23 protein-coding genes are annotated in these 21,977 nt (G+C 60.4%); 12 read left to right on the top strand and 11 right to left on the bottom strand.

The window, feature by feature from the left end; all coding sequences use genetic code 11:
- Nucleotides 1-35: 35 nt before the first annotated feature.
- From ACMTA2_RS22210 to ACMTA2_RS22185, 6 genes are all read right to left on the bottom strand, one after another.
- Nucleotides 36-242, bottom strand: coding sequence for a hypothetical protein (locus ACMTA2_RS22210; protein WP_413791790.1), 207 nt, complete (start codon nt 240-242; stop codon nt 36-38).
- A gap of 232 nt (nt 243-474) precedes the next feature.
- Nucleotides 475-1,686, bottom strand: coding sequence for an MFS transporter (locus ACMTA2_RS22205; protein WP_413791789.1), 1,212 nt, complete (start codon nt 1,684-1,686; stop codon nt 475-477).
- A 37-nt stretch (nt 1,687-1,723) separates the two neighbouring features.
- Nucleotides 1,724-2,110 (bottom strand): ectoine synthase, encoded by a 387-nt coding sequence (locus tag ACMTA2_RS22200; RefSeq protein WP_092327232.1) that lies wholly within the window; start codon nt 2,108-2,110, stop codon nt 1,724-1,726.
- Between the two features lie 19 nt (nt 2,111-2,129).
- Nucleotides 2,130-3,317 carry an acyl-CoA dehydrogenase family protein gene (locus tag ACMTA2_RS22195; protein WP_413791788.1) on the bottom strand — a complete coding sequence of 396 codons (1,188 nt, stop codon included), beginning with the start codon at nt 3,315-3,317 and terminating at the stop codon, nt 2,130-2,132.
- Nucleotides 3,310-4,338 carry a class I SAM-dependent methyltransferase gene (locus ACMTA2_RS22190; RefSeq protein WP_413791787.1) on the bottom strand — a complete coding sequence of 343 codons (1,029 nt, stop codon included), beginning with the start codon at nt 4,336-4,338 and terminating at the stop codon, nt 3,310-3,312. Before ACMTA2_RS22190 ends, ACMTA2_RS22195 begins: the two co-directional genes overlap by 8 nt.
- Before the next feature lie 19 nt (nt 4,339-4,357).
- The gene (locus ACMTA2_RS22185) at nt 4,358-5,896 is read right to left on the bottom strand and encodes a class I adenylate-forming enzyme family protein (RefSeq protein WP_413791786.1); all 1,539 of its coding nucleotides are present in this window, start codon (nt 5,894-5,896) and stop codon (nt 4,358-4,360) included.
- Between the two features lie 154 nt (nt 5,897-6,050).
- Here ACMTA2_RS22185 and ACMTA2_RS22180 point away from each other — a divergent pair, with 154 nt between their 5' ends.
- Together ACMTA2_RS22180 and ACMTA2_RS22175 are read left to right on the top strand one after the other, a co-directional pair.
- Nucleotides 6,051-6,185, top strand: coding sequence for a hypothetical protein (locus ACMTA2_RS22180; RefSeq protein ID WP_413791785.1), 135 nt, complete (start codon nt 6,051-6,053; stop codon nt 6,183-6,185).
- Between the two features lie 220 nt (nt 6,186-6,405).
- Nucleotides 6,406-6,909, top strand: a complete 504-nt coding sequence (locus ACMTA2_RS22175; RefSeq protein ID WP_413791784.1) for an anti-virulence regulator CigR family protein — start codon at nt 6,406-6,408, stop codon at nt 6,907-6,909.
- Nucleotides 6,910-7,104: 195 nt separating this feature from the next.
- Here ACMTA2_RS22175 and ACMTA2_RS22170 read toward each other — a convergent pair whose 3' ends face one another.
- Complete coding sequence (locus ACMTA2_RS22170) at nt 7,105-8,955, bottom strand: sigma-54-dependent Fis family transcriptional regulator (RefSeq protein ID WP_413791783.1); 1,851 nt, start codon at nt 8,953-8,955, stop codon at nt 7,105-7,107.
- Nucleotides 8,956-9,376: 421 nt separating this feature from the next.
- Here ACMTA2_RS22170 and ACMTA2_RS22165 point away from each other — a divergent pair, with 421 nt between their 5' ends.
- The 6 genes from ACMTA2_RS22165 to ACMTA2_RS22140 all read left to right on the top strand — a co-directional run bounded on the left by ACMTA2_RS22165 (nt 9,377) and on the right by ACMTA2_RS22140 (nt 15,375).
- Nucleotides 9,377-10,471: an ABC transporter ATP-binding protein gene (locus tag ACMTA2_RS22165; RefSeq protein WP_413791782.1), complete on the top strand. Its 1,095-nt coding sequence runs from the start codon at nt 9,377-9,379 to the stop codon at nt 10,469-10,471.
- On the top strand, nt 10,471-11,580 hold the full coding sequence (locus ACMTA2_RS22160) for an ABC transporter ATP-binding protein (RefSeq protein ID WP_413791781.1): 1,110 nt from the start codon (nt 10,471-10,473) through the stop codon (nt 11,578-11,580). The genes ACMTA2_RS22165 and ACMTA2_RS22160 overlap by 1 nt, the downstream gene beginning before the upstream one ends.
- On the top strand, nt 11,577-12,443 hold the full coding sequence (locus ACMTA2_RS22155; RefSeq protein WP_413791780.1) for a carbohydrate ABC transporter permease: 867 nt from the start codon (nt 11,577-11,579) through the stop codon (nt 12,441-12,443). The genes ACMTA2_RS22160 and ACMTA2_RS22155 overlap by 4 nt, the downstream gene beginning before the upstream one ends.
- 10 nt (nt 12,444-12,453) lie before the next feature.
- Nucleotides 12,454-13,254: a carbohydrate ABC transporter permease gene (locus ACMTA2_RS22150; protein WP_413791779.1), complete on the top strand. Its 801-nt coding sequence runs from the start codon at nt 12,454-12,456 to the stop codon at nt 13,252-13,254.
- Between the two features lie 10 nt (nt 13,255-13,264).
- Complete coding sequence (locus ACMTA2_RS22145) at nt 13,265-13,537, top strand: DUF2160 domain-containing protein (protein WP_413791778.1); 273 nt, start codon at nt 13,265-13,267, stop codon at nt 13,535-13,537.
- Nucleotides 13,538-13,632: 95 nt separating this feature from the next.
- Entirely contained in the window at nt 13,633-15,375 is a 1,743-nt protein-coding gene (locus ACMTA2_RS22140; RefSeq protein ID WP_413791777.1) for an ABC transporter substrate-binding protein, read from the top strand.
- 367 nt (nt 15,376-15,742) lie between these two features.
- Here ACMTA2_RS22140 and ACMTA2_RS22135 read toward each other — a convergent pair whose 3' ends face one another.
- The 3 genes from ACMTA2_RS22135 to ACMTA2_RS22125 are packed head-to-tail and all read right to left on the bottom strand — an operon-like array spanning nt 15,743 to nt 18,335.
- Nucleotides 15,743-16,924, bottom strand: coding sequence for an acetyl-CoA C-acetyltransferase (locus ACMTA2_RS22135; RefSeq protein ID WP_413791776.1), 1,182 nt, complete (start codon nt 16,922-16,924; stop codon nt 15,743-15,745).
- Nucleotides 16,925-16,935: 11 nt separating this feature from the next.
- Nucleotides 16,936-17,601 carry a CoA transferase subunit B gene (locus ACMTA2_RS22130; RefSeq protein WP_215002104.1) on the bottom strand — a complete coding sequence of 222 codons (666 nt, stop codon included), beginning with the start codon at nt 17,599-17,601 and terminating at the stop codon, nt 16,936-16,938.
- 35 nt (nt 17,602-17,636) lie between these two features.
- Complete coding sequence (locus tag ACMTA2_RS22125) at nt 17,637-18,335, bottom strand: CoA transferase subunit A (RefSeq protein ID WP_003200117.1); 699 nt, start codon at nt 18,333-18,335, stop codon at nt 17,637-17,639.
- 130 nt (nt 18,336-18,465) lie between these two features.
- On the opposite strand from ACMTA2_RS22125, the gene ACMTA2_RS22120 reads away from it, so the two are divergent.
- The gene (locus tag ACMTA2_RS22120; protein WP_413791775.1) at nt 18,466-19,368 is read left to right on the top strand and encodes a LysR family transcriptional regulator; all 903 of its coding nucleotides are present in this window, start codon (nt 18,466-18,468) and stop codon (nt 19,366-19,368) included.
- A gap of 26 nt (nt 19,369-19,394) precedes the next feature.
- On the opposite strand, the gene ACMTA2_RS22115 is transcribed toward ACMTA2_RS22120, so the two are convergent.
- A complete protein-coding gene (locus tag ACMTA2_RS22115) occupies nt 19,395-20,234 on the bottom strand; it encodes an NAD-dependent protein deacetylase (RefSeq protein ID WP_413791774.1) in 840 nt (279 codons plus the stop codon).
- 195 nt (nt 20,235-20,429) lie between these two features.
- Between ACMTA2_RS22115 and ACMTA2_RS22110 the strand changes: the two genes are divergently transcribed.
- The 3 genes from ACMTA2_RS22110 to ACMTA2_RS22100 all read left to right on the top strand — a co-directional run bounded on the left by ACMTA2_RS22110 (nt 20,430) and on the right by ACMTA2_RS22100 (nt 21,813).
- Nucleotides 20,430-20,687: a hypothetical protein gene (locus tag ACMTA2_RS22110; RefSeq protein WP_413791773.1), complete on the top strand. Its 258-nt coding sequence runs from the start codon at nt 20,430-20,432 to the stop codon at nt 20,685-20,687.
- A gap of 36 nt (nt 20,688-20,723) precedes the next feature.
- Nucleotides 20,724-20,954, top strand: a complete 231-nt coding sequence (locus ACMTA2_RS22105; RefSeq protein ID WP_413791772.1) for a metallothionein — start codon at nt 20,724-20,726, stop codon at nt 20,952-20,954.
- Nucleotides 20,955-21,435: 481 nt separating this feature from the next.
- Nucleotides 21,436-21,813 carry a con-10 family general stress protein gene (locus ACMTA2_RS22100; RefSeq protein ID WP_413791771.1) on the top strand — a complete coding sequence of 126 codons (378 nt, stop codon included), beginning with the start codon at nt 21,436-21,438 and terminating at the stop codon, nt 21,811-21,813.
- Nucleotides 21,814-21,977: the final 164 nt, after the last annotated feature.

The raw sequence follows: 21,977 nt of genomic DNA, 5'->3' as shown, positions 1-21,977 counted from the left end.
AACAAGCGGGCGACGGAACCCTGTCAACACCCAGGTCAAAAACTCAGCGCCGCCGCTTCCCCAAACGAGTGATCCTGTACACCCGTCATAAAGTGCAGCGGCATCTCCTGTGGCGCTTCGATGGGTGGAATTTCAAAACTCCCCACTACCTGACCCTGAAGCGCACTCAACCGCATCGACTCTTCTTCCTTTAACTTTGCCATTCTCGCGTGGTTCGCTGCGATTTCGTTGAGAGTTGACACGGTACATCTCCATTGGCTGACCAAAGCATTGATTAATTTGCCGCCGCGTCAGAATTGCGTCGTTCTTGGCTGCTGAGACGGGCCAGTGCAAGCCCTGAGCCAGACGTGGCCGCTTGTTGGCCCCGACACGCGACAGATGACGAATGGCGGGGCAGACGTGCATTGACGTCGGCAACGTTTCAACCATGCCTCAACAATAAGTCACTGATAATACAAACCGTCACCGGCAGGGTCAGTCGGTCTTGGCGCTGTAGACGCTTGACCGGTGTGTCGAATACCTGTGCACCACGACCACCCCGGCGCCGATCAGGCTGGTGGCAACCGCCAGCACCAGGATCACCTGTTGCGTGCCGATAGGTGCGGCCAGCACCGCGACCAACAGGCCTGCCAGTGGTTGGGACAAGTTGTTGAGCAGCGTAATGACGCCAACGGTCTTGCCGAAATCCTGGGGCGGAATGACTTGTTGGCGGATGCTGCGCATGTACACGTTGAACATCTTGTCGAAGCCGACGACCAGCAGGAAGCCGACCACATAGCCCCATGCATGGGGGCTGAGCGCTGTGATGAACGCGCCAGCGGCAATCAACGTGTAGGACAGGGCCCCCAGCCATTTCAAGGGCAGCGTGACCCGCGCCAGGAAGAACAGGATGACGATGGTGGTCACGGCGCCGGCCGCCTGCACCCCGGCGTAATAGTCCTTGCCGGCACTGTATTGGCCGATGACCATGGCCGCCGAAGTGGCGAGTGTGACGCCAATGATCAGGTTGACGCCCACCGCCAGGCTGATGATCTTCTTCAGTTCCGCCAGGTCGCGGATATGGCCGAAAGCGATGCGCAACGGGTTGAGCCAGAGGTCGTGATGTTGCTCGAAGGTTTCCAGGGTGACGGAACTGGTGCGCTGCCAGTAGAGCATCGCCAGGTCCGCCAGCAGGAACAGCCCGGCAATCGCCAGCACTACCCAGTGCCATGCCCAGACTTCCAGCATCAGCGCGGCGAGCAACGGGCCCAGCACCAGGCCGGTCTGATCGGCGATTTGCGAGTACGACAGGGTCTTGGTGTAGGTGTAGTGCTTGAATATGTAGGGCATCACCACTTCGCGGGCCATGATGCCCTGGGTGGTCAGTACGCCACAGAGCGCCGAAAGCGCGACGATCCAGTAGATGCCCCCGAAGATCGCGTACAAGACCACCGCCGCGAGACAGGCCGCGGCGCGATAGACCTGGCTGATGTGCAGGATGCGGATGGGCGAGAACTTGTCGCACAGGGCACCGCAGATCGGGAACGACAGGTAGCGCGGCAGGGATTCGACGAAGAAAGCCAGCCCTGCCCAGGAGACGCTGTTGGTGGTCTGGAACACAATCAGCGGGACGATGAACAGCAGTATCTGGTCGGCCAGCCGAGAGAGGAACATCGAGGTGAAAAAGGCCAGGTAATCCTTGCGCATGGGGTTCTCGTGTCGAGGAGCGGGGGCGGGTTGACGCTCAGTAGGCAGAGCCGGAGGCATCATTCAGGTTGTGACGTTCGTCGCCCTTGAGCGGCGGGTTGAAGACGCTGACCAGGATCAGGTCCTGATCCTTTCCGCCGCGCAGGTAGTGGCGGTCATGTTGGTCGAGGACGTAGATGTCGCCGGGACGAATCGGATAGACGTTGCCCTCCATGTCTTCGACTTCGCCCTCACCGGCAATGCAATAGCAGGCTTCGAGGTGGTTGCGATAGTGCAGCAATGATTCTGTGCCGGCGCGTACGACGGTATGGCAGACGGTGTAGCCCATGCCGTCCTTTTCGGTCAGCAACCGATGACTGGTGCCGGCTCCCCACTCGACGAAGTGGGCGGTTTTTTCGATGTCGGATTTGTTGCGAACAAACATGCCTGTCTCCTTGGTGGCGTTACGGCGTGATCAATGTCTGGGTGCAAGCCGGTGCATCGACGACAAAGTCGGCGTAGCCCAGCATGGCGCTGTCCCAATGGACGTCCCGGTGCGCCACCATGGCCTGCAGGTCGCGCCAATGACGATGAAGCGTGTTGTCGCGGGTCATGGACGAGGCGCCCGCCTGTTCGACCAGGCGCTGGATGGCGTGAAGGCAAAGCCGCGCCACGTAGCTGCGATCGCGCTTGAGCCGCAGCAACTCGTCCTCGGACAACGGCCGTCGCGCCTGGCCGGACTCATGCAGCAGGGACACCAGTGCGGTGTACAAGGCCGTTGCCGCCGACAATTGCGCGGCGCTGTGGGCCAGCCGTTCCCTGGCCGGGGACGAGGCTGGGGTTTTCTGCTGTCTCAGCGATTCGACATGACTGGCATAAGCCCCTTCGGCGCAGCCCAGCACGGGCCCGAGCAGAGAGGTGGTGATAAACGGCACGATCGGCACGCTGTACAGGTAGTCGCCGGGTAATTCGCTCGTGCGGTGGGCGAAGATTTCTTCAAGGCGGAACACCTGTTCGGCGGGCACCAGGACATCGTGCAGCAACACATCGTGCGAGCCCGTGGCCGCCATGCCGCAGGTGTCCCACGTGTCCAATACCTCCACGTCGCGGGTCGACACCACGAGCAGCATCCGCTCCGGACCGGGCGTGCCGTCGTGATCGGTCACGGGGGCGTTGAGCAACAGCCAGGAAGCGTGCTTTATGCCCGAACTGAAGCGCCAGGTGCCGTTGACCCGAACACCGTCCGCGTCCGGCGACAACCGGCTGTGAGGGCCGGCCGATGCGGAAGCGAACAGCTGCGGCCGCCCGTCCTCGAACAACCGGTGCTGGCATGCCTGGCTCAGGCGGCCCGCAATGGCGGCATGGCCACCCACCAGGCTGATCATCCAGGCGGTCGAGGCGCAGGCGCGGGCGGCCAGTCGGGAGGCTTCCATCAGCACGGGCCAACCGGGCATGTCCAAGGGCTCTCGGCGAGGAGAGACCAGCTCAAGCAGGCCATCGCCGAATAACTCGTCGAACGTCGCCTGGCTCAATGTTCGATTCCGCTCGGCCTCGGCCGCCCGTTGCTGCCAGTGCGCCAGGCGTTTTCGGACCCGCTCCACGGGCGTTGGCCGGATCACCTCGTCGAGGCCGAGCATGGCGTCCTCACGCATCGGCGCGCTCCTTTTCGCGCGGCAGGGGGGCGCGATTCACATAGCCAATGGCCGACTTCTCGAAGCAAAACCCTTCAGGCTGGTGGATCGGGCCCAGTACGTTGAGGAATTGCTCGAGTCGGGCCCCATCGTCCGTGGCAACGAACTCATAGAAATTCGTACTGTTCCACAGCAGGTAGACATGTTTGAAATGACTGGACAGCGCGTCGACGAGCTCGTGCATCACTTGGCCGTTTTGCATCTGCTCCAGCATTTGCTGGCGTTTCCAGTCGATCTCTTCCTGGGTGAAATAACGCGTCTTGAAGCCGTTGTCCTTCATTCGTTCGCGCTCCAGGTACTGCTCGACATCCTCGTGGTTGAGCTTCTCGAGAAAAAACACCAGGGCGCCGGGTTTCAGCAGGGGCTTGATGTGATTGACCTGGGCTTTGCGGTCGCGGCTATAGAACTGGAAAGCCGCCGTTTCATAGACGTAATCGAACCCTTCCTTGAACCGTCCGTAAGGCTCTTCAGCGAACAGTCGGGGGTGCAGGGTCAGGAACGATTGGGGGTAGAACAGGGAACGCGTCGGGTCGGCGTACCGGTCGAAGTGAGGTTGGTTGGCTGTGTTGGGCGAGGTGGTGAAGGTGTTGATCAGGCCTTGGGAGTGCGCTGCAAGTGCGCGTCCGTTGCTGCCGTCGAAGGCGTCGATCTCGAAAAAGCTGAAGGTTCGGTGTTCGACCGCCTGCCGGGCCTGGGAGAGCCGCGTGAGGGCGACGCCGATCCTCGCCATCTCTTCGAGGATGTACGGAACGCTCGCCAGGAAGTGCAGGAACAGTGGGCCGGCATCCGCCACGAGGCGGTCGTGGTAGGCCACGACGTCGGCATTGGCCATGGCGTGCCGCAGATGACTGGTCAACGACTGCGCCGGAACCTGGGTCGCGCCGGTGGCCAGGCGATGGAAGTGATCGGCCAGATGCAGCATCGAGCTGCTTTTCAGGTCTTCGTCCGGGCTGAAAGAAGTCGCCGGTGGTGTCGTGTCCATGTTTTATCGCTCCCTGATATCAGATCAATCCTTTGGCGGTGATCTTTCCCGAGTCCGTTTTTGGCAACGTATCCATGAATACGCACTGGGTCGGCACCATGTGCCAGTCCAGTGAGGCCTGGCAGTGCTCCAGCAGCGCCTGCTCTGTCGTGTCCCGGCAATCGGCCTCCAGTACGACGCAGGCCTTGGGGACGAACCCGGCGGACTCGTCGGCGACGGGGACCACCACGACCTGGGCGACCGCGGGGTGGGACGCCAGGCATTGTTCGATTTCCCGCGGGTTCACTTTCCAGAGATTGCGCGCAAACAGGTCGTCTTTCCGGCAGACGTAATACAGATAACCTTGTGCATCCCTGCGGAAGAAGTCGCCGGTACGGTAATACCTGTCCCGGCCAAAACAGTTGCATTTGAATGCCCTGGCTGTCTCTTCAGGCATCTTCCAATATTCCAGCATCAAATAGTCGCTGCTCACCAGAAGTTCACCAACCACTTCCGGCTCTGTAATCGGATCGTCATGTTCGTTGACGATCACGGCATGCACGCCTTTAAGCGGTTTGCCTACCGAGCCGGGATACTGTGCAATATCGGCCGGGGGCAGATAACTGACGCGCTTGCATTCGGTAAGACCGTAGTTGGAAAAGATATCGACGTTGGGAAGTGCCTGTCTTATTTGTTGAATGTGCCGCGGATAAAGCGGTTGCCCACTGCTGGATATATAACGAAGCGAGGGTAGTTGCCGTTGCCAATGCTCGCCCATGCTTGCCAGCAGGAAAAATACCGGTGGGAAGACATGCAGGCCGGTCACCTGTTCCCGGCTGATCACTTCGAGCACGTCGTCGGCACAGTTCGCGGGTTGGCTTTCGATCACGGCGGTGCCGCCAAAGAACAACGGCATCATGATGTTGTAGACGCCGTAATCGGAAGCCAGGGTCGAATAACTGAGGATGACATCGCTGGCGGTATTGCCCAGGTAATCGATGACGCTGGTCGCGGCCGCGATCATGATGGAGTGGTTGACCACCACGCCCTTGGGGTTGAACGTGGATCCCGAGGTGTAGAAGATCGAGGTCGGCAGGTGTTCATCGACAGCGGGAAGCGGTTTTTCCAGGTCGTCCGGCGTCAGTGTTTCCAAGGCTTTCACAAGGCTGGGTGCGTCTGCCGGGAGGTCCTGGGGTGCACCGAACACGAGGATTGTTTCCAGGTTCGCCGCCGAGGCCAGCGCCCCTGGATCCTCGTAGCGATCCGTGAGCAATACCCGGGCATCGGTGTGCTCCAGTTGATAGAGCAGTTTGCCGCGGCTGTAGGTGGGGTGCGTCGCGGCAGTGATCGCGCCGATTTTCAAGACGCCCAGAAAGGCCGCGATCAAGTCCGCGCTGATCCGCGAGTACAGGGCCACACGGTCGCCGCGCTTGACGCCGCATTTGATCAACAAGGCGGCGATCGATGTGGCGCGTTTCTCTAAAACGTCATATCGCGTGTGGACACCATCGATCACCAGCGCTGATTTGCCAGGCGTACGGCGGGCATTGTTTTCAAAGAAATGATGAAAAAGAGGCATCGGCGATCCCTTGCATTAACGTCCTGTTGTTTCAATTGAATCGATGATTCATCAGGGCGGCGACACTTGCAGGCGAGAACAACGACACGCCTGTGCAGGAGCGATAAGAGTATTCAGAGGTGATAGGCAGTGGGCATCGAGAGGTGGCATAAGCGTGATCTCCTTGTTGTTTTTATTGCCATCCATGATGAAGCGGTTGCTTGAAGTCGGCCTGATAGTTCCATTCGAAAGTTTGACTGTCAAGCTTGCCGGGCCGGGCTGGCGCAAGGTTTTTGTCACGGTATCGTGACAATGTTAGAAGTCTGCAAAAAGTGTGGGAGATTGCCTAAATACCAATCTTCAATCCAAGTAAGAATATTCTTGAAAGCCAGTAGGCTCCGAGCATTGGTAAAAAATTGAATGTCGTCTCGGGGGCGTGAGCCTTGTATCGGAGTTATGGCTGCACGAACCTACGACCGTGTTGATCGTCTACATTGACAGGGGATATCCCCTTTATCGAGAGCATTAGCATGTCCACATCACGCTCGTTGATTGCAGCTTTAACCTGTCTTGCCTTGGTGGCGGGTTCCGAGGCTGTCGTGGCGGACCCAGGCAACGGCAAGGGCAACGCACAATTCGATCAAGGCCAGGGTCATGGGCAAGGAGGCAAAGGAGGGCAGGGCAACAAGGGTGGGCAGGGGAATCCCGGCAATAAAGGCAACCAGGGCGGCAAGGGCAACCCCGGCGGTGATTGGAGTCACGGCCCGAGCATTGACCGCAGCGGCATTCTGGGTGTGATTGGCGGTTATCGCGATTATTGGAGCCCTGGCCCTCCCTTGCCGCCGGGTATCCAGAAAAACCTGGCTCGTGGCAAGCCATTGCCCCCCGGTATTGCCAAGAAGCTCGACGGACGCCTGTTGGGGCGGTTACCGCGCTATGACGGCTATGAATGGCAGCAGGTTGGCACGGACCTGATCCTGGTGGCGATCGCCACTGGCATCATCTATGAAGTGCTCAATGGTGCGTTCGACTGACCCGGTGTTCCAACTGACTGGCACCTCTTTGCAGCGGTGCCAGTCAGTGAAGCGAACTTCCTGTGGGAGCGAGCTTGCTCGCGATGGCGTCGTGTCAGTCACTTCATCATTGGCTGAACGGACGCTATCGCGAGCAAGCTCGCTCCCACAGGTTTCGCGGATGTTCACGCAATCGGCTATGGGGCAGGGTTTGTATCAGTTTTCCAGTTGTCGCAGGCGTTTGTACAGGGTGTTGCGGCTAACCCCCAGTCGTCGTGCCAGGTGCGAAATGTTCCCGCCCACCGCTTGCAACTGGCGGTTCAGGTCTTCGGCATCGTTCAAGTCCACCGCCAGCGGTTCCGGTGTGTCCACCGGCTCCATTTCCAGGTCGACAAAAAAATCGTCGGGCAGGTGCTCCGGACGGATCGGCTGTTCCTCTGCCATCGCCAAGGCCACTTGCAGCACGCTGCTGACTTGGCGCAGGTTGCCCGGCCAGGGGTGGCGCTCGAACAAGTCCAGTACCTCGCGGCTCAGGCCGGCCCACTGGGTCTGTTCGCGGTGGTGTTCCCACAGGCGTTTGAACAGGGCCTGCTTGTCGCTGCGTTCGCGCAGGGGCGGCAGCTCCAGGGTCAGGCCGCCGATGCGGTAGTACAAGTCTTCGCGAAACCGCCCCAGTTGCACCTGTTCGCGCAACGAGCGGTTGGTGGCGGAGATGATGCGGATGTCCACCGGGAACAGCTCGGCACTGCCCACCGGTTGCACGCAACGCTCCTGCAAGACCCGCAGCAGCCGGGCTTGGGTCGGCAGGGGCATGTCGCCGATCTCGTCGAGGAACAGCGTGCCGCGGTCAGCCTTGCGAATCAGGCCGATACTGCCCTTTTGATTGGCGCCCGTGAAGGCGCCTTTTTCGTAACCGAACAGTTCCGACTCCACCAGCTCGGCGGGGATCGCGGCGCAGTTGACGGCAATGAACGGTTGCTTGCAGCGTGAGCTGGCCTGGTGCAGGGCTTTGACGAACACTTCCTTGCCGACGCCGGTCTCGCCATGGATCAGCAGCGGAATGTCCTTCTCCAACAAGCGTTCGGCCTGGCGCACAGCTTTTTCGACGCGGCTGTCACCAAAGTGCAGGGTGTTGAGGCTGATGGCGTTGCTGGCCGGGGCCGGGGCCGGTGCAGGCGTCGTTTCGGTGAAGACGCGGGCCCTGATCGACACCTGGCTCGGGCGCCTGAGCAAGCACTGGAACCGATTGCTGCCGCTGGCTTGCAGGGCGAACGGCAAGCCGTCGGGTTGGTTCAGCAGTTCCAGCAGTGACACCTTGAACAGGCTTTCGATACTGACCCGTGACAGGCTCAGGCCCAGCAAGTTGTCGGCCCGGCGGTTGGCGGAAAGCACTTGGCCGCTCTCATCGAATATCAACAGCCCGGCCCACTGGCTGTCGAGGTTGTTCAAGCCGGTGTTGAAGGTCAGTTGGAAGTGTTCACCGCGAAACAGGTTGAGGATTAGCCGGTTCTCTACGGTCTGGCTCATCATCTTGACCATGCCCAGGGTGTGGGAGGGTGGCAGGTAGCTGTCGCTGGAGACATCCAGCACGGCTATGACCTTGCGCTCGGCATCGAAGATCGGCGCGGCGGAGCCGGTCATGAAGCGGTTGGCCTTGAGGAAGTGTTCATCGTGCTCGATGTGCACCGCCTGTTCGCAGGCCAGCGCGGTGCCGATGGCGTTGGTGCCGGTGCAGCGCTCCCTCCAGCTCGCCCCGGCGCTGAAGCCATGGGCCAGTTTCGGCTCGATGAAGCGCTGGGTGCCCCAGGAGGTCAGCACTTGACCCTGGTTGTCGGCCAGCATGATCAGGCAATTGGAGTTGCTCAGGATGTTCTCGTAATAGGGCAAGACTTCCTGGTGAGTGGTCTGCACCAGCGAATGCTGGCTTTCCAGTAGCTGGGCGATGCCTTGGGCGGGCAACTGATCGAAGGCCGGCGCGCTCTGGTGATTCAGGCCAAAGGCGCGGCAACGGGACCAGGAGGCCTGGATGATGGCCTCGTGGGACAAGGCAGGAGCAGGTGCGGCCATGGGGGCACTCTCGCAGGTGCTGTTTTTATTGTTGTGGCAAGTCTCGCACAGAGTCCTTGTGCTGGGGCAGGCCTGAATACCACTTCATACACAGAACCTGTGGGAGCGGGCTTGCTCGCGAAAGCGGTGGATCAGCAGCATCGATGTGACTGGCACACCGCTATCGCGAGCAAGCTCGCTCCCACAAAGGGCATGGCCAGGCTAGCCGAAAACATTCTTTCAGTGTTGTTCAAAATTGTTCATTGTCAACCCAGTCGTTGTTCAATTGTTCATTCCTGATTGTTCACTTGTGTTCACCAACGAACGTATTTTTTCAATGATTAAAGATAAATATCAACCAATTCAATAGCTTGAGATTTCTGGCACGGCTTTCGCTTTTGTATTCGGGTCGCTTGACTCCAAATAATAAAAAGGCCGAGCCATGTCATTAAAGCTTGAGCACATCTGTCGCACCGTCGAAGGCCAGACCTGGATCGACGATGCCAATCTGAGTTTCGAACCTGGATCCTTCAACGTCCTGTTGGGCCGTACGCTGTCCGGCAAGACCAGCCTCATGCGCCTGATGGCCGGGCTGGACAAGCCCGACAGCGGTCGCGTCCTGATGAACGGCGTCGACGTCACCCACCGCCCGGTGCGGTTGCGCAACGTGTCGATGGTTTACCAGCAGTTCATCAACTACCCGACCATGACTGTTTTCGAAAACATTGCCTCGCCGCTGCGCCAGGCCGGTGTGTCCGAAGAGATTATCCAGGGCAAGGTCCTGGAAACCGCAAAAATGTTGCGGATCGAAAAATTCCTCAAGCGCTATCCACTGGAGTTGTCCGGCGGCCAGCAGCAGCGCACGGCCATGGCCCGGGCGCTGGTCAAGGACGCCGAGCTGATCCTGTTCGATGAGCCCCTGGTGAACCTGGACTACAAGCTGCGTGAAGAACTGCGCCAGGAGATGCGCGAGCTGTTCCAGGCCCGCCACACCATCGCCGTCTACGCCACCACCGAGCCTAACGAAGCGCTGGCCCTGGGTGGCACCACGACGATCCTGCATGAGGGCCGGGTGATTCAGAGCGGCAAGTCGTCTTCCGTCTATCACCAGCCGCAAACCGTGCTGGCCGCCGAATTGTTTTCCGAACCTCCCATCAACCTCATGCCGGGTCGCATCGCCGGCAATGAAGTGAGCTTCGCCAATTTCGTCCACTTCCCGCTGAACGTCGACCTGCGCCCGGTGGGCGAGGGCGAGTTCCGTTTCGGCGTGCGCCCCAGCCATATTTCCCTGGTGCCGAGCAACGACGACGACCTCGAACTGGCCGTGACCGTCGAAGTGGCGGAAATCAGCGGCTCGGAGACGTTCCTGCACGTGCGCAACGAGCATTTCCTGCTGGTGTTGCACTTGCCAGGGGTGCATGAGTACGACGTGGACGCGCCGATCCGCATCTACATTCCGACCCATAAACTGTTTGTCTTCGATGCCCAAGGCAAGCTGGTCCAGGCCCCGGGCCTGCGTATTGCGAGGGTTGCCTGATGGCTGAAATTCGTTTGCAGAACCTCGCCCACAGCTACACCAGCACCCCGGCGGGCCCCGAGGATTACGCGATCCGCGAGATGAACCACATCTGGGAGCAGGGCGGTGCCTACGCGCTGCTCGGGCCGTCGGGCTGCGGCAAGTCCACGTTGCTCAACATCATCTCCGGCTTGCTCAGCCCCTCCGAAGGGCAGGTGATGTTCGACAGCAAAGTCGTCAACGAGCTGAGTCCGGAGCGCCGCAACATCGCCCAGGTGTTCCAGTTCCCGGTGGTGTACGACACCATGACGGTGTTCGACAACCTGGCGTTCCCATTGCGTAACCAGGGCATGGCCGAAGCACGGATCCACACCAAGGTGCAGGAAATCGCCGAGGTCCTGGACCTGCAGAACCTGCTGGACAAAAAAGCCCGCAACCTCACCGCCGATGAGAAGCAGAAAGTCTCCATGGGCCGTGGGCTGGTGCGCGACGATGTGTCGGCGATCCTGTTCGACGAGCCGCTGACGGTGATCGACCCGCACCTGAAATGGAAACTGCGGCGCAAGCTCAAGCAGATCCACGAGCAGTTCAACATCACCATGGTCTATGTCACCCACGACCAGTTGGAAGCCTCGACGTTCGCCGACAAGATCGCGGTGATGTACGGCGGCCAGATCGTACAGTTCGGCACGCCCCGGGACTTGTTCGAGCGCCCGAGCCACACGTTTGTCGGGTACTTCATCGGCAGCCCGGGGATGAACCTGATCGAGGTCACGGCGCAGCCCGGTGGCGTCGGCTTCGCCTCGACCCACTTGCCCCTGTCCGAAACCTTGCAACGTCAGGTCGCCGAAGCCGAAGGCAAAAGCCTGAAGGTCGGCATCCGGCCCGAGTTCGTGCATGTCTGGGATGGCCCTTATGACGACGCGATGCGGGCTGACGTGGTCCACGTCGAAGACCTGGGCACCTACAAGATCCTGACCCTCAACCTTGATGGCGTACCGCTGAAGGTCCGCCTGGCCGAAGACAAGCCCGTGCCCGAAGGCACGGCGTACATCAGTTTTCCGGGCCAATGGCTGATGGTCTATGCCGATGAGTATTTGCTGGAACCGTTGAGTGAGGTGCAGCCATGAACAAGGTGCAGAACAACAAGGCGTGGTGGCTGGTATTGCCGGTGTTCCTGCTGGTGGCCTTCAGTGCCGTGATCCCGATGATGACGGTGGTCAACTATTCGGTGCAGGATATCTTCGACCAGTCCAGCCGCTACTTCGTCGGCGCCGACTGGTACAAGCAGGTACTGCTCGATCCACGGTTGCATGACTCGCTGCTGCGCCAGTTCATCTACTCGGCGTGCGTGTTGCTGATTGAAATTCCCTTGGGCATCGCCATCGCCCTGACCATGCCGACCAAGGGCAAATGGTCGTCCCTGGTGCTGATCATCCTGGCGATTCCGTTGCTGATCCCGTGGAACGTGGTGGGCACCATCTGGCAGATCTTCGGCCGCACCGACATCGGTTTGCTGGGGTCTACCCTCAACGGCCTGGGCATCAACTACAACTATGCGGCCAACACCATGGACGCCTGGGTCACCGTGCTGGTGATGGACGTCTGGCACTGGACGTCGTTGGTGGCGCTGCTGTGCTATTCGGGGCTGCGAGCGATTCCCGACGTCTACTATCAAGCGGCGCGGATCGACCGGGCATCCAACTGGGCAGTGTTCCGGCACATCCAGTTGCCGAAGATGAAAAGCGTGCTGCTGATCGCCGTGATGCTGCGCTTCATGGACAGCTTCATGATCTACACCGAGCCGTTCGTGCTCACCGGCGGCGGGCCGGGCAACGCCACCACGTTCCTCAGCCAGACCTTGACGCAGATGGCCATCGGCCAATTCGACCTGGGCCCGGCGGCGGCGTTTTCCCTGGTGTACTTCCTGATCATTCTGTTGGTGTCCTGGCTGTTCTACACCGCCATGACGCACTCCGACGCCAACCGTTGAGGCCCGCACAATGAGCAAGAAAAAGCTGATTCCGCTGTTGATCTACATCCTGTTCCTGCTGGTGCCCATCTACTGGCTGCTGAACATGTCGTTCAAGAGCAACACCGAGATCCTGGGTAGCCTGACGTTGTGGCCGCAGGATTTCACTTTCCACAACTACAAGGTGATCTTCACCGACCCGAGCTGGTACACCGGTTACCTCAACTCGCTGTACTACGTGAGCCTGAACACGGTGATTTCCCTGGGCGTCGCGTTGCCGGCGGCCTATGCGTTTTCCCGCTATCGGTTCCTGGGGGACAAGCACCTGTTCTTCTGGCTGCTGACCAACCGCATGGCCCCGCCGGCGGTGTTCCTGTTGCCGTTCTTCCAGCTGTATTCGTCCATCGGCCTGTTCGACACCCATATTGCCGTGGCCCTGGCCCACTGCTTGTTCAACGTGCCGTTGGCGGTATGGATCCTCGAAGGGTTCATGTCCGGGGTGCCGAAAGAAATTGACGAGACCGCCTACATTGACGGCTACAGTTTCCCCAAGTTCTTCACCAAGATATTCATTCCGTTGATCGGCTCAGGCATCGGGGTCACGGCATTTTTCTGCTTCATGTTTTCCTGGGTCGAGCTGTTGCTGGCTCGGACGTTGACCTCGGTGAATGCCAAGCCGATCGCGGCGGTCATGACCCGTACGGTGTCGGCGTCCGGTATCGATTGGGGCGTGCTGGCGGCGGCGGGGGTGTTGACCATCCTGCCGGGTATGCTGGTGATCTGGTTCGTTCGCAACCACGTGGCCAAGGGCTTCGCCCTGGGCCGGGTCTGAGGAGTCGATGATGGAATGGATGAACTGGACCGCCCCCACGGCGATATTTTTCGGGGTTATCGCCTTATTTCTGGTAGGCATGACCACTTGGGAGTTGCGTTCGCCGAGCATCCCTCGGCGTGGTTTCCTGCCGATTACCACGACCCGTGGCGATCGGTTGTTTATCGGTCTTCTCGGTAGCGCTTACCTGCACTTGCTGGTGATCGGCGCCACCGACTGGAGCATCTGGATAGCGTTCGCGTTGTCTTGGGTGTGGCTGTTGGCAGTGATGCGGTGGGGCTAAGTGGCCTGTGTGGCTAATTGGAGTACTCGAATTAACCGTACAGGCCACGTCGAAGGTTCGACGAACAGGCTCTTAAACCCAAACAGGAGGTCTCTATGTTCAATAAAAACAATAAGCTGCGACATAGCGTTTCATTGGCAGCCATGCTGGCACTCAGCGGGCTGAGTGCTGCGGCCTGGGCCGACGCCTATGAAGACGCCGCTAAAAAATGGATCGGCAGCGAATTCAAACCGTCGACCTTGACGGACGCCCAGCAGCTTGAAGAACTCAAATGGTTCATCAAGGCATCCGAGCCGTTTCGAGGCATGAAGATCAACGTGGTGTCGGAAACCCTCACCACTCACGAATACGAGTCCAAGGTGCTGGCCAAGGCCTTCACCGAAATCACCGGGATCCAGTTGACCCACGACCTGCTGCAAGAAGGCGACGTGGTGGAGAAGATGCAGACGGTGATGCAGTCGGACAAGAACATCTATGACGGCTGGGTCAACGATTCGGACCTGATTGGTACGCACTTTCGCTACGGCAAGACCGAATCGATCACCGACCTGATGGCCAACGAAGGCAAGGCTTACACTTCGCCAACCCTGGACATCAAGGACTTCATCGGCATTTCCTTCACCACTGCGCCGGACGGCAAGATCTATCAACTGCCCGACCAGCAATTCGCCAACTTGTACTGGTTCCGTGCCGACTGGTTCGAGCGCCCGGAGCTGAAGGCCAAGTTCAAGGAAAAATATGGCTACGAGCTGGGTGTACCGGTGAACTGGTCCGCCTATGAAGACATCGCCAAGTTCTTCTCCGAAGACGTCAAGGAGATCGACGGCAAGCGCGTCTACGGCCACATGGACTACGGCAAGAAAGACCCGTCCCTGGGCTGGCGCTTCACCGACGCCTGGTTCTCCATGGCCGGCGGTGGTGACAAAGGCCTGCCCAACGGTTTGCCGGTGGACGAGTGGGGCATTCGCGTGGAGGACTGCCATCCGGTCGGCTCCAGCGTGACCCGTGGCGGCGATACCAACGGTCCCGCGGCCGTGTTCGCCACCACCAAATATGTGGACTGGATGAAGAAGTACGCGCCGCCGGAAGCGGCGGGCATGACCTTCTCCGAATCCGGTCCGGTGCCGTCCCAAGGCAACATCGCCCAGCAGATTTTCTGGTACACCGCTTTCACCGCCGACATGACCAAGCCGGGCCTGCCGGTGGTGAACGCCGATGGCACGCCGAAATGGCGCATGGCGCCTTCGCCACGTGGGCCGTATTGGGAAGAGGGCATGAAGCTGGGGTATCAGGACGTGGGTTCCTGGACGTTCATGAAGTCCACGCCTGAGAAGCAGAAACTCGCGGCCTGGCTCTATGCGCAGTTCGTGACGTCCAAGACCGTGTCGCTGAAGAAGACCATCGTTGGCCTGACGCCGATTCGTGAGTCGGACATCAACTCCCAGGCGATGACCGACCTGGCGCCGAAACTCGGTGGCCTGGTGGAGTTCTACCGCAGCCCGGCCCGCGTGCAATGGACCCCGACCGGGACCAACGTGCCGGACTACCCACGACTGGCACAACTGTGGTGGAGCCACATTGCCGAAGCGGCCAGCGGCGAGAAGACGCCACAGCAGGCTCTCGACGGGTTGGCCAAGGACCAGGACGCGATCATGACGCGTCTGGAACGCTCCAAGGCCCAAGCCACCTGTGCACCTAAGATGAACCCTGAGCGCGACGCGCAATACTGGTTCGACCAACCGGGCGCACCGAAGCCGAAACTGGCGAACGAAAAGCCTAAAGGCGAAACCGTGAGCTACACCGAGCTGTTGAAATCGTGGGAGGCGGCACGCAAGTAAAGCCCCGGATGTGAAAACGAACGGCACCGAAAGGTGCCGTTTTTTTTTGGCCAGGGCTTACCGCAACAGACAGACCCGCCGCTATCGCGAGCAAGCTCGCTCCCACAGGGTTTGGTGGTGACCCTAGATATTGCGTACACCCAAAATCCATTGTGGGAGCTGCTCCCACAGGATTTGGCGGTGTCCATGAATGCTGCATACACCACAGTTCCCCTGTGGGAGCGAGCTTGCTCGCGATGAGGCCGGCAAGCCATCCACATAAACCAGCAGGCAAAAAAACCGGCGCAACCAAGGTCGCGCCGGCGGTGGTGCCAGTGGCTGCGTGGATAGTCGTGGGTCCGTGCAGCCACTGTTGAACCCGCGTCGGTTATGCCCGTTCCAGCGCCAGGGCCACGCCTTGGCCGCCGCCGATGCACAGGGTGGCGAGGCCTTTCTTGGCGTCGCGCTTGATCATTTCATGCAGCAGCGACACCAGGACCCGGCACCCCGAGGCGCCGATAGGGTGGCCCAAGGCGATGGCGCCGCCATTGACGTTGACCTTGTCCATGTCCCATTTCAGCTCCCGGGCCACGGCCAGCGATTGGGCGGCGAAGGCTTCGTTGGCTTCGATCAGGTCCAGTTGCTCCAGCGACCAGCCGGCCTTGTCCAGGCAGCGACGGGTGGCCGAGACCGGGCCGATGCCCATGATGGCCGGGTCGACGCCGGCATTGGCGTAGGCACTGATTTTCGCCAGCACCGGCAGGCCCAGGGCCTTGGCTTTTTCCGCGCTCATCAGGATCACGGCGGCAGCGCCATCGTTGAGGGAGGACGCATTGCCCGCGGTGACGCTGCCGTCCTTCTTGAAGGCAGGCTTGAGCTTGCCCAAGGATTCGGCGGTGGTACCGGCGCGCGGCTGTTCGTCGGTGGCGAATGCCACTGGGTCGCCTTTGCGCTGGGGAATCAGGATCGGCGTGATCTCATCGGCGAACCGAGCGCCCTCGATGGCGGCGACGGCCTTCTGCTGGGAGGCGGCGGCGAAGGCATCCTGCTCCTCGCGGCTGATGCCGTATTTGTCCACCAGGTTCTCGGCGGTGATGCCCATGTGGTAATCGTTGAAGGCATCCCACAAGCCATCGGTGATCATGCTGTCGATCATCTTCGCGTGGCCCATGCGCAAGCCGGTGCGGGCCGCCGGCAGGACGTAGGGGGCCAGGCTCATGTTTTCCATGCCACCGGCAATGATCACCTCGGCGTCGCCACAGCGGATCGCCTGGGCACCGAGGTGCAACGCCTTGAGGCCCGAGCCGCAGACCTTGTTCAAGGTCAGCGCCGGCACCGCGTGGGACAGGCCGGCGAGGATCGACGCCTGGCGTGCCGGGTTCTGTCCGGAACCTGCGGTCAGCACCTGGCCGAGGATCACTTCATCGACCTGGTCGCCGGACAAACCGGTCTGTTCCAGCAGGCGACGAATCACCGCGGCACCCAGTTCCGGCGCGGGAATGGAAGCCAGCGAACCCTGGAAACTGCCGATGGCGGTACGGGTAGCGGCGACAATCACGACTTCTTGCATCGTATCTCTCCTCACTGGGCAGCGAACTGCATTTCAGGCACGTGGTCCGGCACGATCAACTTGCCAGCGGTCTTGGCGACGATTTCCTCGACGCTGACGCCTGGAGCACGCTCTTTAAGGATGAAGGCGCCGTCCTGGATTTCCAGGTAGGCCAGGTCGGTCAGCACGCGCTTGATACACCCGGCGCCGGTCAGCGGCAGGCTGCAGCGGGGCAGCAGTTTCGATTCACCGTCCTTGGACGCATGGGTCATGGTGACGATGATGTTCTCGGCACCGGCCACCAGGTCCATCGCGCCGCCCATGCCCTTGACCAGCTTGCCGGGAATCATCCATGAGGCAATGTTGCCTTCGACATCCACCTCGAATGCGCCCAGCACGGTCAGGTCGATGTGGCCGCCACGGATCATGGCAAACGATTCGGCCGAAGAAAAGATCGACGCGCCAATGCGCGCGGTGACGGTCTGCTTGCCGGCGTTGATCATGTCGGCATCGACTTCGGCTTCGGTGGGAAACGCGCCCATGCCGAGCAGGCCGTTTTCCGATTGCAGCATGACTTCCATGCCTTCGGGAATGTAGTTGGCGACCAGGGTCGGAATGCCGATGCCCAGGTTCACGTAGAAGCCGTCCTGCATTTCGCGGGCGACGCGTTGAGCCATTTGTTCGCGGGAAAGTGCCATGGTGTTATTCCTTCATTCGGGCCGGGGGCAGGGGATCACTTACGCACGGTGCGCTGTTCGATGCGCTTTTCGAACGTGCCGCAAATGACCCGGTCGACGTAGATGCCAGGGGTGTGGATCTGCGTCGGGTCCAGCTCGCCGGGTTCGACGATTTCTTCGACTTCCACCACGGTGATCTTGCCCGCCGTGGCGGCCAGCGGGTTGAAGTTCTGGGCGGTGTGGCGATAGATCACGTTGCCGAAATGGTCGGCCTTCCAGCCTTTGACGATGGCGAAGTCGCCGGTGATGGATTCTTCCATCAGGTACTGGCGGCCGTGGAATTCACGCACTTCCTTGCCTTCGGCCACGGGCGTGCCGACGCCGGTGGCGGTGAAGAAGGCCGGGATGCCCGCGCCGCCGGCGCGCATTTTTTCGGCGAGGGTGCCTTGGGGGGTGAGTACGACTTCGATTTCGCCGCTCAGCAGCTGCTTCTCGAACAGGGCATTTTCGCCCACGTAGGAGGCCACCACCTTGCGGATCTGCCGGTCTTCCAGCAGCACGCCGAGGCCGAAACCGTCGACGCCGCAGTTGTTGGACACCACGGTGAGGTCGCGAATGCCCTTGCGCTTGATCTCGGCGATCAGGTTTTCCGGGATACCGCACAGGCCGAAGCCGCCGGCGATGACGGTCATGCCGTCCTTCAAGCCTTCCAGCGCCTCCTCATAGGAGCTCACGCGTTTGTCGAAACCTGCCATAGACACCTCTTTTATTCTTGATGGGGTCGCAATGGACTGCAGTGTTGCGCCAAGTCATATATTTGTTAAGTTGATTTTTGCACTGAATTGATTGATAAAACTCAATAATTGCCCTCGGAGCCTGGCGACCATGACCCTCAAGCAAATCCGTGCCTTCCTCGCGGTGGCCCAAAGCCTGAGCTTCGCCGTGGCTTGCGAGCGGCTGCACCTGTCCCAGTCGGCCTTGAGCCTGACCATCAAGGCCCTGGAAGAGGGGCTCGGTGGGCGATTGTTCAGTCGCAATACCCGTAACGTGGCGTTGACCCCCGAAGGTGAATCCTTGCTGCCACTGGCTCGACGGCTGGTGGCCGACTGGGACAACGCCGAGGACGAAATGCGCCAGCGCTTCACCTTGCAGCGCGGTCGCGTGACGCTGGCGGCGATGCCATCGTTTGCCGGCAACCTGTTGCCGCCGATCCTCAAGACCTTCCGCGCCCGCTATCCGAATGTCAATGTCACGGTCAACGACGTGATCAACGAACAAGTGCTGGAAATGGTCCGTGATCGCCATGTCGAGCTGGGCGTGGCGTTCGAGCCGATGCAGGGTTCGTCGTTGGCATTCACCCCCCTGTATCTCGATCGCTTCGTCGCGGTGGTGCCGCTGGATTCTCCGCTTGCCCAGTGCGACGAACTTCACTGGGAAACCCTGCTGGAGCAGCCCTTCATCACACTGCAACGCCCCTCCACCGTACGGGTGATGTTGGAAGAGCATCTGCAGGTCCGCGGCATGAAACTGCCCGTAGAGTTCGAGAGCCACCAGTTGGCGACGGTCGGGCGGATGGTCGCCAGTGGGCTGGGTGTCAGTGCCGTGCCAGCGCTGTGCGTCGGGCAGATGCATGAGCTGGGTGCCCGCTGCATCACTCTGAGCGAGCCGGTGATCGAGCGAGCTATCGGTGTGCTGACCAAGCCGGGGCATGAGCTGTCGGCGGCGGCGCAGGCGTTGTTCGATACGCTCAGGGATCAGGAGTCGGGTATGCAGTTGGCCGCAGGTTGACCCGGCCACTGTGGGAGCGGGTGTTGCTAAAACGGGCACTGTGCCAGCAATGGCAGTAATTGCTCGCACGGCTCTTCAAGCTTGAGGTCCAGCAGCTCATCGGCCCGGGTCTTGCCGCGGTTGATCGCCAGCAGCGGCTTGCCCTGGTCCTTGATGGCCCGGCACAGGCGAAACGCCGAATACGCCATCAACGACGAGCCCACCACCAGCAGGCCTTCCGCGTGCTCGACGGCTTGCAGGGCGCGAGCCGCGGTGAGGGGGGCGACGTTCTCGCCGAAAAACACCACGTCGGGTTTCAACCGCTCGCCGCCGCAATGGGGGCAATGGGGCACCTGAAAGCGCGCTTCGAACGCCGGGTCGAGCAGGGTGTCGCCGTCAGGGGCCTGCACGGCATCGACACCGGCCAGATAAGGGTTTTCGGTTTCCATCAGCTGTTGAATCTGCTGTCGCTCGCTGCGCTGGCCGCAATCCAGGCACAGCACGCGATGCAGGCTGCCGTGCAGTTCGATCACGTCCTGGCTGCCGGCCTGGTCATGCAGGGTGTCGACATTCTGGGTGATCAGGCCCGTGATGCGTCGTTGCGCCTGCAACTGGGCCAAGGCCTCGTGAGCCACGTTCGGCCTGGCCTGCCTCACCCGTGGCCAGCCCAGCATCGCCCTGGCCCAGTAGCGCCGTCGCGCCTCGGCCTGGGCGAGGAACTCCTGGTACATCATCGGTTGTCGACCCCGACGAACCCCGTCGCTGTCGCGGTAATCGGGAATGCCCGAAGGGGTGCTGATGCCGGCACCGGTGAGCACCAGGAAACGGCGCCCAGCCGTGTACGCCAGCAACTGATCGAGGGGTTCTTGGTGAAAGTCGTCGGGCATGGGAGGTGTCTGCGTTGGCCTTGAGTCGTTGAGGTTAGCACTGGGTCCCGGTCGACGCCTTTCGTCGCCCTGGGGGGTGGTTTGTTCAAACTTTCCCCTGCGCCGCGTTATCCACTTTTATGTGCGGTAGCCAGCAGCAACGAACGGTCGGTCCAAGGGGGCGGCCGCCCCTGAAACTGCCGAGAGAGGAAGCGTATGAAGCGGACCAAAGGTGAAGTACGGGCCATCAATCGAGAGAGTTCGATGGTGGGTGTGTACGTGAAGCAAGCGGACCGGCATACGGTGCTGAAGTTGAGTTCAGCCAATGACATCGATATTGGCGACATCCTGGCGTGGGACAGTGGCTCGGCCTTGGGTACCCAGTCCTATCACAACCTGACCAAGGGCTGGACCGCCGATGTGTATGTGGCCAACCACGGTGTCGCGGCGGCGAACCTTGATGTCCAGTTGTAACCAACGCCTTCAACCCGTGACCTTGGGAGAATGAGCATGAGCAAATTAAAGTGCGGTTGCCCCGATTGCCAATGCGAAGTGGATCCGCAACGGATGTTCAACCACGACGGCGAGGCGTATTGCTGCCAGGCCTGCGCCGAACAACACCCCAACGGTGAACCCTGTGCGGCCCCCGACTGCCATTGCGAGCGCAGCGGCAAGGTGGAGGATCGGCTGGACGACGCGCTGGAGGAAACGTTTCCGGCGAGCGATCCGATTTCACCCTGAGCATTCTTGAATCCGGGTATCGGCGACAGGGTATCCGGACGCCGCAAGCCGGTCAGTGCGGTGGTGCAGGACAACGCCGGCAGCCCGCGAGTTTTGGCTTCCTGGAACGGCGCGTGGCCAGGGTGACGAGACCGGTGCAATGGGGTGCCGGCGTTGCCCGGCCTGTGGCGGACAGCGTGGAAAGACACGCACTGACTTTTAGATTGAAGCGGGACGATTGTCGCAGCTCGCTCGCGATAGCGGGTCGCCCTCAGCCAACTCCCGCAGGATCTTCGCTTGGCGAAGTTCCAGTGTTAAGACTGTCAATCAGTCCTCATGTGTTTAATAGGCTGTTGCAATAAAAGCCAGTCGTGCGGGGGGAATTAAAACGTTGACCATTCGTCGCTCCTGGCATCGATTTCTTAAACCTTGCCGGTGTCATGTTTTCCGAATAAGACGGGTCAGCAAGGCTCGTTGAAATTAACTAAACGAGGTGAATGAAATGGCTAACACAGGTAATAACAACCCTGGCAATTTCGCTAACGATCGTGAGAAGGCATCGGAAGCCGGGAAAAAGGGCGGCCAGGCATCCGGTGGCAACTTCGCCAATAATCCTCAGCGCGCCGCCGAGGCGGGGCGCAAGGGTGGCCAGGCCTCTGGCGGCAACTTTGCCAATGACCCGCAACGCGCCGCAGAGGCGGGTCGCAAAGGCGGGCAAGCCTCGGGTGGTAATTTTGCCAATGATCCTGAACGAGCCTCGGAAGCCGGCCGCAAAGGTGGCCAGGCCTCGGGTGGCAACCTTGCCAGCGACCGGGAAAAAGCCTCCGACGCCGGCAGGAAAGGGGATAAAAGCAGCCACGGTGGCGGTCGTAAATCGTAATGACCCGTGATCTCGCAGGTCCCGTGCCATTGCAGGGGGCCTGTTTGCGAAGGAGTATTGAAAGCCGGGTATTAATACCCGGTTTTGCTGATGTATCGAGTGCTTAAAACAATAAGCGAGTGGGCTGTAGTTGTAATTAACCGTTCGTCTTCTGTCGTGAATAA

This window comes from Pseudomonas medicaginis, assembly GCF_965119365.1.
Taxonomy (GTDB): Bacteria; Pseudomonadota; Gammaproteobacteria; order Pseudomonadales; family Pseudomonadaceae; genus Aquipseudomonas.
Note: the sequence above shows the minus strand (reverse complement) of the source record. Positions and strands in the feature narration are given on the sequence as shown.